The sequence below is a fragment of the Amycolatopsis thermoflava N1165 genome, from assembly GCF_000473265.1.
Taxonomy (GTDB): Bacteria; Actinomycetota; Actinomycetes; order Mycobacteriales; family Pseudonocardiaceae; genus Amycolatopsis_E; species Amycolatopsis_E thermoflava.
The window spans coordinates 8,468,406-8,482,423 of sequence record NZ_KI421511.1 but is presented as its reverse complement, the minus strand read 5'-3'; the positions used below and the strand labels follow the sequence as shown (position 1 = coordinate 8,482,423).

14 protein-coding genes are annotated in these 14,018 nt (G+C 71.4%); 6 read left to right on the top strand and 8 right to left on the bottom strand.

What is annotated here, in order from left to right; translation table 11 throughout:
• The first annotated feature begins 89 nt into the window (after positions 1-89).
• Positions 90-365: a DUF1905 domain-containing protein gene (locus tag AMYTH_RS0142170; RefSeq protein WP_037323091.1), complete on the top strand. Its 276-nt coding sequence runs from the start codon at positions 90-92 to the stop codon at positions 363-365.
• A 112-nt stretch (positions 366-477) separates the two neighbouring features.
• Positions 478-873 carry a DUF6010 family protein gene (locus AMYTH_RS0142165; RefSeq protein ID WP_027935291.1) on the top strand — a complete coding sequence of 132 codons (396 nt, stop codon included), beginning with the start codon at positions 478-480 and terminating at the stop codon, positions 871-873.
• Positions 874-962: 89 nt separating this feature from the next.
• Here the strand turns inward: AMYTH_RS0142165 and AMYTH_RS0142160 are convergent, their stop codons facing one another.
• Together AMYTH_RS0142160 and AMYTH_RS0142155 are read right to left on the bottom strand one after the other, a co-directional pair.
• On the bottom strand, positions 963-2,441 hold the full coding sequence (locus AMYTH_RS0142160; protein ID WP_027935290.1) for an FAD-dependent oxidoreductase: 1,479 nt from the start codon (positions 2,439-2,441) through the stop codon (positions 963-965).
• A 2-nt stretch (positions 2,442-2,443) separates the two neighbouring features.
• Positions 2,444-3,361, bottom strand: a complete 918-nt coding sequence (locus AMYTH_RS0142155; RefSeq protein ID WP_020419902.1) for an AurF N-oxygenase family protein — start codon at positions 3,359-3,361, stop codon at positions 2,444-2,446.
• 183 nt (positions 3,362-3,544) lie between these two features.
• Here AMYTH_RS0142155 and AMYTH_RS0142150 point away from each other — a divergent pair, with 183 nt between their 5' ends.
• Positions 3,545-4,363: an MBL fold metallo-hydrolase gene (locus AMYTH_RS0142150; RefSeq protein WP_027935289.1), complete on the top strand. Its 819-nt coding sequence runs from the start codon at positions 3,545-3,547 to the stop codon at positions 4,361-4,363.
• Here the strand turns inward: AMYTH_RS0142150 and AMYTH_RS0142145 are convergent.
• From AMYTH_RS0142145 to AMYTH_RS0142125, 5 genes are read right to left on the bottom strand one after another with little or no spacing between them, the layout of a single operon-like run.
• Positions 4,360-5,388 (bottom strand): acyl-CoA dehydrogenase family protein, encoded by a 1,029-nt coding sequence (locus tag AMYTH_RS0142145; protein ID WP_228685197.1) that lies wholly within the window; start codon positions 5,386-5,388, stop codon positions 4,360-4,362. The genes AMYTH_RS0142150 and AMYTH_RS0142145 overlap by 4 nt on opposite strands.
• The gene (locus AMYTH_RS0142140; protein WP_027935287.1) at positions 5,385-6,308 is read right to left on the bottom strand and encodes an acyl-CoA dehydrogenase family protein; all 924 of its coding nucleotides are present in this window, start codon (positions 6,306-6,308) and stop codon (positions 5,385-5,387) included. Before AMYTH_RS0142140 ends, AMYTH_RS0142145 begins: the two co-directional genes overlap by 4 nt.
• Positions 6,305-7,435 carry an acyl-CoA dehydrogenase family protein gene (locus AMYTH_RS0142135; protein ID WP_027935286.1) on the bottom strand — a complete coding sequence of 377 codons (1,131 nt, stop codon included), beginning with the start codon at positions 7,433-7,435 and terminating at the stop codon, positions 6,305-6,307. The genes AMYTH_RS0142140 and AMYTH_RS0142135 overlap by 4 nt, the downstream gene beginning before the upstream one ends.
• Positions 7,435-8,277: an enoyl-CoA hydratase gene (locus AMYTH_RS0142130; protein ID WP_027935285.1), complete on the bottom strand. Its 843-nt coding sequence runs from the start codon at positions 8,275-8,277 to the stop codon at positions 7,435-7,437. The genes AMYTH_RS0142135 and AMYTH_RS0142130 overlap by 1 nt, the downstream gene beginning before the upstream one ends.
• 9 nt (positions 8,278-8,286) lie before the next feature.
• Positions 8,287-9,795, bottom strand: a complete 1,509-nt coding sequence (locus AMYTH_RS0142125; protein ID WP_027935284.1) for a FadD3 family acyl-CoA ligase — start codon at positions 9,793-9,795, stop codon at positions 8,287-8,289.
• An 83-nt stretch (positions 9,796-9,878) separates the two neighbouring features.
• Here AMYTH_RS0142125 and AMYTH_RS0142120 point away from each other — a divergent pair, with 83 nt between their 5' ends.
• Genes AMYTH_RS0142120 through AMYTH_RS0142110 form a run of 3 tightly spaced genes read left to right on the top strand, consistent with a single transcriptional unit; the run spans position 9,879 to position 12,946 of the window.
• Positions 9,879-11,018, top strand: coding sequence for an acyl-CoA dehydrogenase family protein (locus AMYTH_RS0142120; protein ID WP_027935283.1), 1,140 nt, complete (start codon positions 9,879-9,881; stop codon positions 11,016-11,018).
• Positions 11,015-11,785: an SDR family oxidoreductase gene (locus AMYTH_RS0142115; protein ID WP_027935282.1), complete on the top strand. Its 771-nt coding sequence runs from the start codon at positions 11,015-11,017 to the stop codon at positions 11,783-11,785. The genes AMYTH_RS0142120 and AMYTH_RS0142115 overlap by 4 nt, the downstream gene beginning before the upstream one ends.
• A 9-nt stretch (positions 11,786-11,794) precedes the next feature.
• Complete coding sequence (locus AMYTH_RS0142110; RefSeq protein WP_027935281.1) at positions 11,795-12,946, top strand: acetyl-CoA C-acetyltransferase; 1,152 nt, start codon at positions 11,795-11,797, stop codon at positions 12,944-12,946.
• 28 nt (positions 12,947-12,974) lie between these two features.
• Here AMYTH_RS0142110 and AMYTH_RS0142105 read toward each other — a convergent pair whose 3' ends face one another.
• Complete coding sequence (locus tag AMYTH_RS0142105) at positions 12,975-14,018, bottom strand: NAD(P)H-dependent flavin oxidoreductase (protein WP_027935280.1); 1,044 nt, start codon at positions 14,016-14,018, stop codon at positions 12,975-12,977.

Sequence of the window (14,018 nt, the reverse complement as noted above, 5' to 3'; positions counted from 1 at the left end):
GCGCCCCTGGCGGCCGTTTCGGTGTCGAGAAGCGGGCGAGGTGCCTCGACGTTCCGGGTGACAATGGCACCGCACCCGAGGAGGACGTCATGGCGGCACTGGACAAGGAGTTCGAGGCGACCCTGCTGAAGAGCGAGGCGAAGGGCGGCTGGACCTACGTCGTGATGCCCGGGTCCGCCGAGTACTTCGGCACGCGCGGGCTGGTGAAGATCCGCGGCACCATCGACGGCCACCCGTTCCGCAGCTCGTTCATGGCGCTGGGCGACGGCACCCACAAGCTGCCGGTGAAGGCCGACGTGCGCCGGGCGATCGGCAAGGACGCCGGCGACACCGTGCGCATCCGCCTCACGGAACGTCTCGGCTGACTCGCGGGTCACCGGAAACGCTGCCGCTGCGCACAGGCCTGGCGAGAATCCGTCGGAACGTGGCACTCCAGCCACTACTGCGCGGGGGCGGGGCGGCCTAGTTTCGGGTGCCGTGATCATCATCGCGCTGCTCATCGGCGCCGCCTACGTCGTGGTCAACTCCTTCGTCCCGGAGGCGCACCGCCGACGCTTCAACGCCGTGTTCGTCGCCGGTGCCGGCGCCGCCTACCTGAGCGGGGGCGGGCTCGGGATCTGGGAGTTCGCCTTCACCGCGGCCGCCACGTACGTCGCCTACCGCGGCCTGGAGTCGTGGACGTTCATCGGCATCGGCTGGCTGATGCACACCGCGTGGGACGTGGTGCACCACCTGCGCGGCGAGCCGATCGTGCCGTTCGCGGAGCACTCGTCGCTCGGCTGCGCGATCTGCGACCCGGTAATCGCGATCTGGTGCTTCACCGGCGGCCGCCCGGTGCTGGGCGTGCTGCGGAACCGGCTGGCGCGCTCCTGACGAGCGCGCCCGGGCGACGGCAGCGTGGCGCGGCGGCAGGAACCGGACGCCCCGCCGCCCCGAACCGTCGGGCACCGGGGGCGAGCCGCTCAGGCGCGACGTGCCAAGCGCGCCACCAGCCCCGGCTTGCGGCGCGTCGTCCGGAGCCGTCCGGCGACCGCGTCCTCCAGCAGGCGGCCGACCGTCTCCTCCGCGCACGCCTTGTTGGCGCCGATCCCGCCGGACGGCCCACGTTTGATCCAGCCCACCACGTAGGTCCCAGGCGTCACGCGGCCGCCGTCGTTGGGGATCGTGCCGCTGTCCTCGTCGAACGGCAGCCCGGGCAGCGGCGTGCCGCGGTAGCCGACGGCGCGCACGACGCCGCCCGCGGGGATCTCGACGTCCCCGGCCACGCGAATTCCGCGCACCCGCGAGGCGCCGAGGATCTCCTCCGGCGCGGAGTGGAAGCGCAGCACGATCCGTCGCTTGCCGGGTTGTGGCGGCGCCGTCCAGTCGACCGTCTCCTGCTTGCAGTCGCGCAGCAGTGCGGCCCGCGGCGACGTGTCGATCGCCTCGGTGATCCGCGGGTCGTGCGCGTCGACGACCAGGTCGATGTCCTCGTGCTGGGTCAGCGCCAGCAGCTCGGGCGTGGTGTACGCCGCCGCCTCCGGACCGCGGCGGCCGAGCAGCACGACCTCCCGCACGCGGCTCGACTTCAGCCGTGCCAAGGCGGCCGGGGCGATCGAAGTGCCTTCCAGGGAACGCGGGTCCGTCGTCAGGATCCGCGCCACGTCCAGCGCGACGTTGCCCGTCCCGACCACGACGAGGCGTTCCGCCGACAGGTCGACCGCGTCCGCGGGCACGTCCGGGTGGCCGTTGTACCAGGCCACCACCGTCGTCGCCGCGACGCTGCCCGTCAGGTCCTCGCCCGGGATCCCCAGCCGCCGCGCCGAGGACGCGCCGACCGCGTAGATCACCGCGTCGTGGCGGCGCGCCAGCTCGTCCACCGTGACGTCCCGGCCCACCTCGACGCCCAGCCGAATCCGCAGCCGCGGGTGCTGGTGGTACCGCGCGAACGTCTCCCCGATCTTCTTGGTGGACGGGTGGTCGGGCGCGACCCCGTACCGCACCAGCCCGCCCGCGACCGGCAGCCGGTCGATCAGCGTGACCCGGGAACTGGTGTGCAGCAACAGGTCCTCGACCGCGTACATGCCGGCCGGGCCGGTGCCGACGACGGCGACGTCCAGCGCGGGGAAGTCGGCCGGGATGGTGCGGCTGAACACCGGCGGGCCCCACGCGTGGAAGTTCGGCGCGGGGTCGGCCGCGGCCGGCTCGCGGTCGGCGTAGAACTCCGCGTTGATCCCGGCGTAGGGCCGCATCGACGCGGCGAGTGCGTCCACCGGGAAGATCGCGTCGACCGGGCAGGCATCGGCGCACGCGCCGCAGTCGATGCAGCTGCGCGGGTCGATGTAGAGCATCTCGGTGGTGCCGAAGTCCGGCTCGTCCGGCGTCGGGTGGATGCAGTTGACCGGGCACACCGCCACGCACGACGCGTCGTTGCAGCAGGTCTGGGTGATCGCGAAGGCCATGGCTAGAGGAGGTTCGCGCGCTTGTAGAAGACCGTCGCGGCCTTGGTCAGCAGGCCCGCGGAGTCCAGGAACTCCATCAGCCCGGCGCAGCTCGACCGCAGCATCGACTTGTGGTGCTCGTTGGCCTTCGCCTCGCGCAGCGCCCGCTTGGTGTCGAGGCCGGCGTTCGCATACACCTTGGGGTTCCACATGCTGCTGACGATGAAGTACGCGGCGATGGACACGACGAGCGCGTTGTACTGGCGGCCCAGCGGCCCGGTCTTCTTCAGCCGCTCACGGGTCTCCTCGCGGGCGAACTTCATGTGCCGCGACTCCTCGACCACGTGGATGTTGTTGATGGTGCGCACGAACGGCACCACGCGCTCGTCGCGCATCCAGTCGCGCTGCATGACGTCGAGGACCTCTTCGGCGACCAGGATCGCCGCGTACGCCGCCTCGCCGCGGGCGGTGGTCTTGAAGAACCGGCCCAGCTCGACGGCGAGGCGGCGCGGGCGGTAGGCCGGTGCCCGCAGCTTCGCCGCGCCGCGCGCGAACATGATCGAGTGGCGGCACTCGTCGGCGATCTCGGTGAGCGCCCACTGGAACGCCGGGTCGGTCGGGTCCTTGGCGTAGAAGTCGCGCAGCACCATCTGCTGCAGGATCATCTCGAACCAGATGCCGGTGCTGGCGACCGACGCCGCCTCCTGGCGGGTCAGCTCGCGCTGCTGCTCGGGGGTCATCTCGTTCCAGTACGCGGTCCCGTACAGGGTGCTCCACTCCGGGCTCGCGCCGTGGTAGCTCGTGTCCAGCGGGGTGTCCCAGTCGACCTCCTTGACGGGGTCGTAGGACAACGTCTCGGACGAGTCGAGCAACCGCTGCGCCACCGACCGGTGGTCAGGCTGCGCGGTGTCGGAGTGCTCGTGTGCGCCGACGCTGGTCATGGCACCCTCCCGATTGCCTGTTACCTCGGTTTACAGTTACCCAAGGTAACACACATCGGCGGCGGCGCAAGCGACCGTTCGTGACCGAGCACCGCGATTTCCTGAAACGGGTATTTCGACCCCATCGCGCCCGTGCCTGGCGGGCCTACCGTTACCGGCACCACCTCAGGAAGGGCGGATGCCATGGAGATCAACAGGATCGGGCGCGACGTGAGCGTCCTGAGCGACCAGCTCGAGGTGCCCGGCATCGGCTTCCTCCCCGTCAACGCGTTCGTCGTGCACGGCGCCGAACCGGTCGTCGTCGACACCGGGCTGAGCCTGCCCGGCCGCGGCTTCCTGGACGCGCTCGGGGCGGTGATCGACCCCGCCGACGTGCGGTGGATCTGGCTCACCCACCCGGACCGCGATCACACGGGCGCCCTGTTCGACCTGCTCGAACTGGCCCCGCGCGCCCGCCTGGTCACCACCTACCTCGCGATGGGCATCATGTCGACCGAGCGGCCGCTGCCCATCGACCGCGTGCACCTGCTCAACCCCGGCCAGTCCCTGGACGCGGGCGACCGGCGGCTGACCGGCTTCCGGCCGCCGCTGTTCGACAACCCGGCGACGGTCGGCTTCTTCGACCACAGCAACGGGGTGTGCTTCAGCTCGGACTGCTTCGGCGCCCCGATGCCGACCGCGGAACTCGCCACGTGCGGGGACGTGGCGAACGCCCCGGCCGACGCGCTGCACGCCGGCCAGCTGTTGTGGGCCGCGGTGGACAGCCCGTGGGTTCACAACGTCGACCGGGACCGCTACCTCGCATCGATGGCGCCGCTGCGGACCTTCGACCCGGCGGTCGTCCTGAGCACCCACCTGCCCCCGGCGCCGGGGCGCGCGGCGGAGTTCCTGGACCGGGTGTCCCTGGCTCCCGGCGCGGACCCGTTCGTCGGCCCGGACCAGGCGGCGCTGGAGCAGATGCTGGCGACCTTCGAGCCGCCGGAGCCGCACCCGGTGTCCTAACCGAACAGCAGCGAGCTGCCGTGGGCGCGCTTGAAGTACAGGTGCGCGTCGTGCTCCCAGGTGATCGCGATCCCCCCGTGCAGCTGGATCATCTCCGCCGCGGCGTGGCGCAGCGCCGCCGAGCACACGGTTTTCGCGGTCGCCGCGTCCAGCTCGAAGTCGTCCCCGGTCAAGGCGCCGTACAACGCCGAGCGGGCCGCTTCGACCTGGACGTACACGTCGGCCATCCGGTGCTTGAGCGCCTGGAAACCGCCGATGGGCCTGCCGAACTGGCGCCGCTGCTTGGTGTACTCGACGGTCAGCTCCAGCGCCCTGGCCGCGGCGCCGGTCTGCTCGGCGGCCAGCGCCACGGCCGCGGTCCAGCGCAGCCGCTCGGTCTCGAACCCGCCGGTGTCCAGCCGCCGCGCGGGGGCGTTCGACACCGTCACCACCGCGAGACGGCGCGTCGGGTCGAGGGTCGTCACGGCCTCCCGCCGGGCGTCGGCCGGTGCGACTTCGAACAGGCCGGGGCCGTCCGGGGTCCGGGCCACCACCAGCAGGACGTCGGCGTGGTCGCCGTCGAGCACGTAGTGCGCCCGGCCGTCGACGCGCCCGTCCCGGAACTCGCAGGCAGGCGACCAGTGTCCGTCCTCATCGGACCACGCCAGCGCGGCGAGGCTGCTGCCCGCCGCGATGCCGGGCAGCAGCCGACGGCACGCCCTGTCGTTCCCGGTCAGCAGCAGGGCCTGCCCGCACAGCACCGCCGAGCCGAGCATCGGGGCCGGGGTGAGGGTGCGGCCCAGCTCCTCCAGCACCACGCACACCTCGGCCAGCCCGGCGCCCGCGCCCCCGTACTCCTCCGGGATCGCCAGCGCCGCGACGCCGATCTGCTCGCACAACGTGGACCACAGCTTGTCGTCGTAGCCGAGGGGTGCGGCCATCGCGGCACGCACCGCTTCCGGCCCGGACCGCCGCGACAGCAACGCCCGCACGGACTCGCGCAGAGCCCGCGCCTCCTCCGTCCACATCGGATCGACCTGGCTCATCGCGCCAGCACCCGCTCGCGGTGGAACCGGCCGTCGCCCCAGGCTCCGGTCAGTGCCCGGACTTTGGTCAGTCGGAGGCCGAGGTCGTGTTCGGCGGTGTAGCCGATGGCGCCGTGGACCTGGAGGGCGGTGCGGGCGGCGAGGTAGGCGGCGTCGCCGGCTTTGACCTTGGCGGCGGAGATGTCCTGTGGGCTGGCGGTGACGGCGGCGCCGTGCACGAGGGGCCGGGTGAGTTCGAGGTGGGTGGCGACGTCGGCGAGCAGGTGCTTGATCGCCTGGTATTCGCCGATGAGCCGGCCGTATTGGCTGCGTTGCTTGGCGTAGGCGACCGAGGCGTCGAGCAGCCATTGCCCGGCGCCGAGCAGCTGCGCGGCCACGGCGAGAACGCCGAGGTCGAAGGCCCTGCCGCCGGTCAGCGGGGTGGCGCTGGGCACCCGGAACAGGCGGCGGGTGGGATCGAGGGAGCCGACGACTTCGGTCCCGGTGGTCTCGCCGAGGGTGCCGGCGCCCAGGTCGACGACCACCTGGGCGATGTCGGCGTCCAGCGCGAGGGGCACGTGCGGCGGCGCCACCACCGTGGCCAAGGCCTCTCCCGAGGCCAGTGCCGGCCACCACGCCTGGGCGGCCGGGACGGCGGGCGCGACCGCGGCGGTTTCCACCAGCGGTCCGGGGACGGCGTGGTAGCCCAGGGCTTCGAAGGCCACGACCAGGTCGACCGGGTCGGCGCCGAGTCCGCCGTGGGCTTCGTCGATGAGCAGGGCGGGCACGCCCAGTTCGGCGAGGCCGCGCAGGAGTTTGCGGCCGGGTTCGTGCCGTCCCTGCGCCCAGGAGCGGGTGGCGCCGGGGGTGTCGGCGCCGGTGAGGTAGTCGTGCAGGCTGGTGGCGAAGTCCCGCTGTTCAGGGGAGAGCGCGAATCTCATCGGCGGGCCTCCTTCGGCAGTCCCAGGAGTCGTTCGGCGATGGTGTTGCGCTGGATCTGGTCGGTGCCGCCGTAGATCGGTCCGGCGAGGGAGAACAGGTAGCCCTCCACCCACGCCCGGTCGGTTTCAGCCGCTGGGCCGAGGATGTCCAGCGCGGTGTCGTGCAGGCCGAGGTCGAGGTGGGACCAGAACAGCTTGTTGACGCTGGATTCCGGCCCGAGCTGGCCGCCCTCGGCCAGCCGGGAGACGGTGCCGAAGGTGTAGAGCTGGTAGGCCCGCGCCCCGATCCACGCATCCGCCACCCGGTCCCGGGAGGCGGCCGGTTCCCCCGTCGAGCGCCACAGGTCCACGAGCCGGTTGGCGGCGGCGAGGAAGCGGCCGGGGCTGCGCAGGGACAGGCCGCGCTCGTTGTTGGCGGTGGTCATCGCCACCCGCCACCCCTGGCCCGGTTCGCCGATCACGTCCGCATCGGGCACGAACACCTGGTCCAGGAAGATCTCGGCGAATCCCGGCTCCCCGTCCAGCTGCGGGATCGGCCGCACGGTCACGCCCTCGGCGCGCAGGTCGAACATGAAATACGTCAAACCCCGGTGCCGCCGCTCGCCGGGGTCGGTGCGGAACAATCCGAACGCGCGGTCGGCGAACGCCGCGCGGGAGGACCAGGTTTTCTGCCCGGACAGCAACCACCCGCCCTCGGTGCGCACGGCGCTGCTGCGCAACGCGGCGATGTCGCTGCCGGCTTCGGGTTCGGACCAGGCCTGCGCCCACACCTGCTCACCGCGGGCCATGGCCGGCAGGATCCGGTCCCGCTGCTCGGCGGTGCCGTGGGCGAACAAGGTCGGCCCCAGCATGAAGATCCCGTTCTGGCTGACCCGCCCGGGTGCGCCCGCGGCGTAGTACTCCTCCTCGAACAGCACCCACTGCAACAGCGACGCATCCCGCCCGCCGTACTCGCGCGGCCACGACACCACCGACAACCGGGCGTCCGCCAGCTGCGCCTCCCACTCCCGGTGCGCGGCAAAGCCCTCCGCGGTGTCCATCGACGGCAGCGTCGGCACATGCGCCGCCAGCCACTCCCGCACCTCGTCCCGGAACGCCACCGACTCGGCATCGATGTCGAGGTCCATCAGCGCTGCGCCCCGTCCCGCATCGAGCGTGCGTCCTGCCCACCCAGCGAATCGGTGGAGGTTTCGGCGTTGTGCGCGTGCGCGAAGTGGTGCAGCCCGAACACCGAGTCCATTCCCGACCGCAAACCCATCAGATCCTCGGCCTGGTTGACCGCCTTCTTCGCCAGCGCCAGCCCGAACTGCGGCATCCGCGCGATCGTCTCCGCCAGCGCAAAAGTCCGCGCTTCGAGTTCGGCGCGCGGCACGACGCGGTTGACCATGCCCCATTCCTGGGCCTGCTGCACCGTGAACCGTTCGCCGGTGAACAGGACTTCCTTCGCCGCCCGCGGACCCAGCACCCAGGGGTGCGCGAAGTACTCCACGCCCGGAATGCCCATCCGCACCACGGGATCGGCGAAGAACGCGTCGTCGGAGGCCACGATGAGGTCGCAGACCCAGGCCAGCATCAGCCCGCCCGCGATGCACGCCCCCTGCACCGACGCGATCATCGGTTTCGGGATCTCCCGCCACCGGCGGCACATCCCCAGATACACCTCCGACTCCCGGGCGAACCGCTGATCCCCGCCCTCACGTGTCGTGTGGTCCCACCACACCACGGCCCGCCGGTCGAAGCTCTGGTCGACATCACGACCGGGCGTGCCGATGTCATGGCCGGCCGAGAAGTGCTTGCCCTCCCCCGCCAGCACGATCACCTTCACCTCGGCATCGTCCACCGCGCGGGTGAACGCATCATCCAGCGCATAAGTCATCGCCGAGTTCTGCGCGTTGCGGTACTCCGGGCGGTTCATCGTCACCACCGCCACCGCACCCCGGCGCTCATAGCGGACGACGTCCTCGGTCATGCGTTCTCCTCACCTCAGCTGCCGCTTCAGCACCTTGCCGGAAGCGTTGCGGGGCAGCTCGTCCACGAATTCGACGAGCCGCGGGACCTTGTAGTTGGCCAGCCGCTCCCGGCAGAACCCGATCACTTGCTCGGCCGTCAGCCCGGTGCCGACGACGAACGCCTTGCCCACCTCGCCCATGCGCTCGTCCGGCACCCCGACGACGGCGACGTCGCGCACGCCGTCGAGTTCGGTCAGAGCGTGCTCGACCTCCGCCGGGTAGACGTTGAACCCGCCGCAGATGTACATGTCCTTGAGCCGTCCGGTGAGGGTCAGGTAGCCCGCGTCGTCCAGTTCGCCGACGTCGCCGGTGTGCAGCCAGCCCTGCTCGTCGATCGCGTGCGCGGTCGCCTCCGGGTCGTCGAGGTAGCCGAGCATCACGTTGGGCCCGCGGACGACGACCTCGGAACCGCGGATCGCGACCTCGAACCCGGCGGTGGCCCGGCCGGACGTGCGCGCGACCAGCTCCGCGTCGTCGCCGGGGCGGCACATTGTCACCACGACCGCCTCGGTGAGCCCGTAGGCGGTCAACACGGTGTCGAACCCCAGCTCGGCCCGCATCCGCCGGACGAGGGAGGCGGGCACGGTCGCCGCGCCGGTGACGGCGAGCCGCAGCGACGAGGTGTCCCCGCGGTCCGGTTCCTGGAGCAGCGATTGGAAGATCGTCGGCGCACCGGGCAGCACCGAGATCCGCTCGCGGCGGATCGTCGCCAGCGTCGCCCGCACGTCGAACACCGCCTGCGGCACGATCGTGGCCCCGGTCAGCAGGGCGACCACGATCCCGGCCTTGTAGCCGAAGCTGTGGAAGAACGGGTTGATCACCAGGTACCGGTCGTCGGCGGTGACCCGGCCGCATTCCGCCCACGCCGCCGCCACGTCGACCACCTGGCGGTGGGCCGACAGGACGCCCTTCGAGCGGCCGGTGGTGCCGGAGGTGAACAGGATGTCGCTGACGTCGTCGGGCCGGACGGCATCCGCCCGTGCCTCGACGTCCGCCGCGGGCGCGCGCTCGCCGAGGAACTCGTCCCAGCCGAGGGTGCCCTGGACGGGGCGGTGCGGTTGTTCGAGCGGGACGCGGACGACGATGCCCAGGTCGGGCAGCGCGGCGCCGGTCGCCTTGATCGCGGCGTACCGGTCGGCGCCGAGGAAGTCCGCGGCGACGACGAGCGCCTTGGCGCGGCTGCGGACCAGCAGGTCCACGGTCTCGGTGGCGGTGAACCGGGTGTTGACCGGCACCAGGACCGCGCCCGCGTACAGCGCGCCGAGCGCCGACAGCACCCAGTGGTGCGTGTTCGGCAGGTTGATCGCGACCCGGTCGCCGGGCTGGACCCCGCGTGCCGCGAACGCCCCGGCTACGGCTTGAACACGTTCCAGGAGTTGCCGGAAATCGAGCCGGACGCCGCCGTCGACCAATGCCTCGGACGAGCCGAACTTCGCGGCGGCGTCACGGACGACGGCCGGGATCGTGGTCTGCCCCACCGCACCCTCCCCTGGACCGGTAAACTAGAACGTGTTCTCATTACCCTAGGTGCCCGGTGGGCCGGGCAGCAAGGAGGCGTGCGTTGGAGCTGACGCGGTTCCGTCGTGAGGTCGCGGAGTGGCTGGTGGACAACCTGACCGGTGAGTTCGCGGCGTTGCGTGGGCTGGGCGGGCCGGGGCGCGAGCACGAGGCGTTCGATCTGCGGCTGGCGTGGGAGCGGCATCTGGCGGCGGCGGGCTGGACGTGTGTGGGCTGGCCGGTGGAGTTCGGTGGGCGGGGGTTGTCGCTGGAGGAGCAGGTGGCCTTCCACGAGGAGTACGCGGCGTCGGGGGCGCCGGCGCGGGTGAACCACATCGGGGAGCAGTTGCTGGGGCCGACGTTGATCGCGTTCGGCACTCCGGGGCAGCGGGCGCGGTTCCTGCCGAAGATCGTGGCGGTGGAGGAGCTGTGGTGCCAGGGCTACTCCGAGCCCGGGGCCGGGTCGGATCTGGCGGCGGTGTCCACCTCGGCGGAGTTGCGGGACGGCGAGTGGGTGGTCAACGGGCAGAAGATCTGGACGTCGCTGGCGCATGTGGCGGACTGGTGTTTCGTGCTGGCCCGCACCGAGCGGGGGTCGCAGCGCCACCGCGGGTTGTCGTATCTGTTGGTGCCGTTGCGGCAGGACGGGGTGACGGTGCGGCCGATCCAGCAGCTGACCGGCACCAGCGAGTTCAACGAGGTGTTCTTCGACGATGCCCGGACTCCCGCCTCGATGGTGGTCGGTGAACCGGGTGAGGGGTGGCGGATCGCGATGGCCACCCTCGGCTTCGAACGCGGCGTGTCCACGCTCGGGCAGCAGATCGGTTTCCGCCGCGAGCTGGACGGTATCGAGGCGGAGGCCAAGCGGCTGGGCACCTGGGAGGATCCGCTGCTGCGCGCCGATCTGGAGCGCGCGCGGATGGGCCTGCGGGTGCTGCGGGCGCACGCGTTGCGGACGCTGGGTCAGGCGGCGGGGCCGGAGGTCGCGGTCGGCAAGCTGATGTGGGCGCAGTGGCACCGCGGGCTCGGTGAGCTGGCGGTGCGGGCGCGGGGGGCGCGGTCGCTGGTCGCCGACGGCGAGCTGGACGAGTGGCAGCGGCTGTTCCTGTTCACCCGCGCCGACACCATCTACGGCGGCTCGGACGAGATCGAACGCAACATCATCGCCGAGCGGGTGCTCGGCCTGCCCAAGGAGGCCCGGTGATCCCCCACTACCCACCCGGACACCACCTGCTGGAGGACAAGGTCGTGGTGGTGACCGCCGCCGCGGGCACCGGCATCGGCTCCGCCGTGGCGAAACGCTGCCTCGAAGAAGGCGCCAGCGTCGTCGTGAGCGACTGGCACGAACGCCGCCTCGCGGAGAAGGCCGCCGAGCTGGCCGAACTGGGCAAGGTGCACGCGATCGCCTGCGACGTCACCGACGAATCCCAGGTGCAGGGGCTGGTCGCCGGGGCGGTGGAGCAGTTCGGCCGGATCGACGTGATGATCAACAACGCCGGGCTGGGCGGGACCCGCTCGGTGCTGGAGATGACCGACGACGAGTGGTCCCGGGTTCTCGACATCACGTTGACCGGAACGTTCCGCTGCACGCGGGCGGTGTTGCGGCAGTTCGTCGACCAGGGCGGCGGCGGGGCGATCGTCAACAACGCGTCGGTGATCGGGTGGCGGGCACAGGCCGGGCAGGCGCACTACGCCGCGGCGAAGGCCGGGGTGATGGCTCTGACGCGGTGCAGTGCGCTGGATGCCGCCGAGCACGGCGTGCGGATCAACGCCGTGGCACCGAGTCTGGCGATGCACCCGTTCCTCGCCAAAGTGACCAGCGACGAGCTACTGCAGGAGTTGCAGGGCCGGGAAGCGTTCGGCCGGGCGGCCGAACCCTGGGAGGTGGCCAACGTGATGGTGTTCCTCGCCAGCGACTACGCGAGCTACATGACCGGTGAAGTGGTGTCCGTGTCCAGCCAGCACCCCTAGGGAGCCCAAGTGCCTGAAGCCTTTCTTCTCGACGCCGTGCGCACCCCCGTCGGCAGGCGTGGCGGTGCGTTGTCCGGGTGGCACCCCGCCGACCTGGCCGCCCACATCATCCAGGCGGTGGTGTCGCGGGCCGGGGTGGACCCGGACCTGGTCGACGACGTCATCCTCGGCTGCACCGACACCCTCGGCCCCCAATCCGGCAACATCGCCCGCACCGCCTGGCTCGCCGCCGGCTACCCCGACCACGTGCCCGGGGTGACCGTGGACCGGCAATGCGGATCCAGCCAGCAGGCCGTGCACTTCGCCGCCCAGGCCGTGCTCTCCGGAACCCAAGACCTCGTACTCGCCGGCGGGGTGCAGAACATGAGCCGCATCCCGATCAGCGCCGCCATGCTCGCCGGCCGCGAATACGGCTTCGACGACCCGTTCTCCGGCTCCAAAGGCTGGCAGGAACGCTACGGCAGCGTCGAAGTGTCCCAGTTCCGCTCCGCCGACATGATCGCCGAGCACTGGGACATCACCCGCGAAGCCATGGAAACCTACGCGCTGCGCAGCCACCAGCGCGCGCTGGAGGCGATCGATACCGGCCGATTCACCGCAGAAATCGCCCCGCTCGACGACTTCTCGATCGACGAAGGCCCGCGCCGCGACACCAGCCTCGAACGCATGCAAGGACTCAAGCCACTCTCCGAGGGTTCCCGCCTCACCGCGGCCGTGGCGAGCCAGATCTCCGACGGCGCCAGCGCCGCGCTGATCGCCTCGGAGTCCTTCGTGCGGGACCACGGACTCACTCCACGCGCCCGCATCCACCACATCTCGGTGCGCGCGGCGGATCCGGTGTGGATGCTCACCGGACCCATCCCCGCCACCGCCCACGCCCTGAAGAAGACCGGCCTCACCGTCGACGACATCGACCTGTTCGAGGTCAACGAAGCCTTCGCCAGCGTCGTCCTGGCCTGGCTCGACGAAACCGGCGCCAACCCCCACCGAGTCAACGTCAACGGCGGCGGCATCGCCCTCGGCCACCCCATCGGCGCCACCGGCACCAAACTGCTGGCCACCCTCCTGCACGAACTGGAACGCCGCAACGGCCGCTACGGCCTGCAAACCATGTGCGAAGGCGGCGGCACCGCCAACGTGACGATCATCGAACGGTTGTGACCGAGCGGGAGGCGCACCGCGCCTCCCCTCAACCCCCCAGCCGCTGAAGTATCTCCTCGGCCTGTGTGACGGTGGTGTCGATGATGTCGGCCACGGTCGGGAGGTCGTCGATCATGCCGACGACTTGGCCGGAGGCGAGGACGCCCGCGTCGGTGCGGCCTTCGACGAGGCCGGCGCGCAGCAGCATCGGGGTGTTGGCGGCCATGATGATCTGGCTCCAGGTCATCTCGTTGCCGTGTTTCATGGCCAGGCCTTCGCGGATCATGGCGGGCAGGGAGAGGCCGGTGAGTTTGCGGAATCGCAGGGCGTTGCGGACGGCGTGGATGGTGCCGCGGACCCGGCCGGTGTCTTCCAGTTTCTCGACCAGCTCGGTGCGCAACACGCGGTGCGGCAGGCCGTCGACGCGCCGTGTCACGACGGTGCCGGTGAGGTTCTGCGCGAGGTAGAGCCGCTTGACCTCCTCCGGTACGGTGCTTTCCTTGCTCAGCAGGAACCGCGTCCCCATCGCGACCCCGGCCGCCCCGTAGGCCAGCGCCGCCGCGAGTCCACGGCCGTCGAAGAACCCGCCCGCCGCGACGACGGGGATGTCAACAGCGTCGAGCACCGAGGGCAGCAGCAGCGTCGTGGCCACTCCGCCGGTGTGGCCGCCGCCCTCACCGCCCTGCACGATCACCGCATCGGCGCCCCACGCGGCGACCTTTTCGGCGTGTCGCGCGGCTCCGATGGAGGGGATCACCACGATGCCATGGTCGCGCAGTTTGGCGATCATCTCCTTGCGCGGCGCCAGCGCGAACGACGCGACTTTGACCCCCTCCCTGATCAGCAGGTCGACCCGCTCGCCTGCGTCCAGCGCGTCGGCGCGGAGGTTGACGCCGAAGGGCTGGTCGGTGCGCTGCTTGACCTCCGCGATGGCGGCTTCGAGTTCAAGGTAGGTCATCGTGGCCGAGGCCAGGATGCCGAGCCCGCCGGCTTCGGCGGTGGCGGAGACGAGGCGGGGGCCGGCGACCCAGCCCATTCCGGTCTGCACCACCGGGTGCCGGACGCCGACCAGCCGCGTGAGCGCGGTATCCAG